Consider the following 1,284-nt stretch of genomic DNA (forward strand, 5'->3'; position numbering starts at 1 on the left):
TTACATGCGGATGATTTGCATCTCTACTCTGCGATTGAGAGATTTATCGGTTCGGGAGATTGGGGAATCTGGCCCCATTCCTCGTACTTGAATGCGATTTGACTTGATTCCTTTCTTGAGTAGATACTCTTTACACGCTTTTGCTCTTTTTAGTGAGAGCTCAATATTACTGTTGCGGTCGCCTTCGTCGGAGGTATGTCCAATGATTTCAATAATCATCGTTGAAGATTGCTGCATCAATTGCTCTACTTTATCAAGTTCGGCCATGGCACTTGGACTAAGTACATCTTTGGCTTGCTCGAATTGTAGGCTTTTTAGAATTATCTTTTCACCGGTTGCTACTTTCTTACCTTCATATTCAACAGTTTTTTGTGGTGCTGGCTTCGTAACTATTACAGGTTTGGGAGCTTTTGGATTTCTTGACCATACTAAAAATGGTATTCGTACTCTAAGCCACACAGCTGCTTGGGTGAAATTTAGGTTATTTGTTCCAGCATTTGAGCCATTTCTGATAAAAGTGGCTTGTTCTTTTGAAAAAATTGATGTCGGAATGTGTAAGCCTACACTTAACTCCATTGGTAAGTCGAATGAGCTTACTCCTGTAATGCCATATTCGGGAGAGATAACAAATGTATTTTCTTTTCGAGATAGAATGGTACTGCTTAGTCCGTTTCCATTGGTTATGATTCCTCCACCTGCCCCACCATTGTTTTCGATAGCCTGCTTGGCCATTCCAGCATAGTGAATATTGCATTGAAAAAACTTATCGTATTGATTATATCTTGCACCTATTAGATATGATGTGTATTTATAAGCATAAATCCAGGTGGTGTATTCGGTAGTATTTGAGACTCGTACGGGGTCGGGGTCGCTCAAAAGATTAATGTGCATGGCTCGGTTTACACCTAAATTGACTGACCATTGTTTGCTGACTAAATAATTGGCATCAATACCAATGGTGTTGGTCATTTTATAAATTTGCTTGTTGGCACCCGAGGATGTGGTTACTTCGCCGATGATATAGTTTTTAAGTGGATTTGATTTTAGCACTAAGTTACTATTAGTGCCATCAATAAAAGGTGGTATGGCCCAGCCGATACCAAAGTGAGGTGAAAGCCGAAGTTGTGGACGGTAGGTATTACTTTGTGAAAAAACCAAAGAACTTATGAAAATGAACAATATGGTTATTGGTGTTTTCATAAATTCTTTGGTTTTGACATCAATGGTGTTTTTATCCTTTAACGGATTTTACGTATTCAACAATATCATTATATAGAGTATTGT

At 38.6% G+C, this 1,284-nt stretch carries 1 protein-coding gene; it reads right to left on the bottom strand.

Annotated elements, in window-relative coordinates; translation table 11 throughout:
* Positions 1–1,200, bottom strand: a complete 1,200-nt coding sequence (locus ACOVO2_RS23295) for an OmpA family protein (protein WP_421772276.1) — start codon at positions 1,198–1,200, stop codon at positions 1–3.
* Positions 1,201–1,284 lie beyond the last annotated feature (84 nt).

The sequence above is a fragment of the Emticicia sp. genome, assembly GCF_049241225.1.
Lineage (GTDB): Bacteria > Bacteroidota > Bacteroidia > Cytophagales > Spirosomataceae > Emticicia.

Coding starts and splice junctions, on each gene's coding strand:
- ACOVO2_RS23295 (WP_421772276.1), bottom strand. CDS start 1,200: ATGAAAACACCAATAACCATATTGTTCATTTTCATAAGTTCTTTGGTT.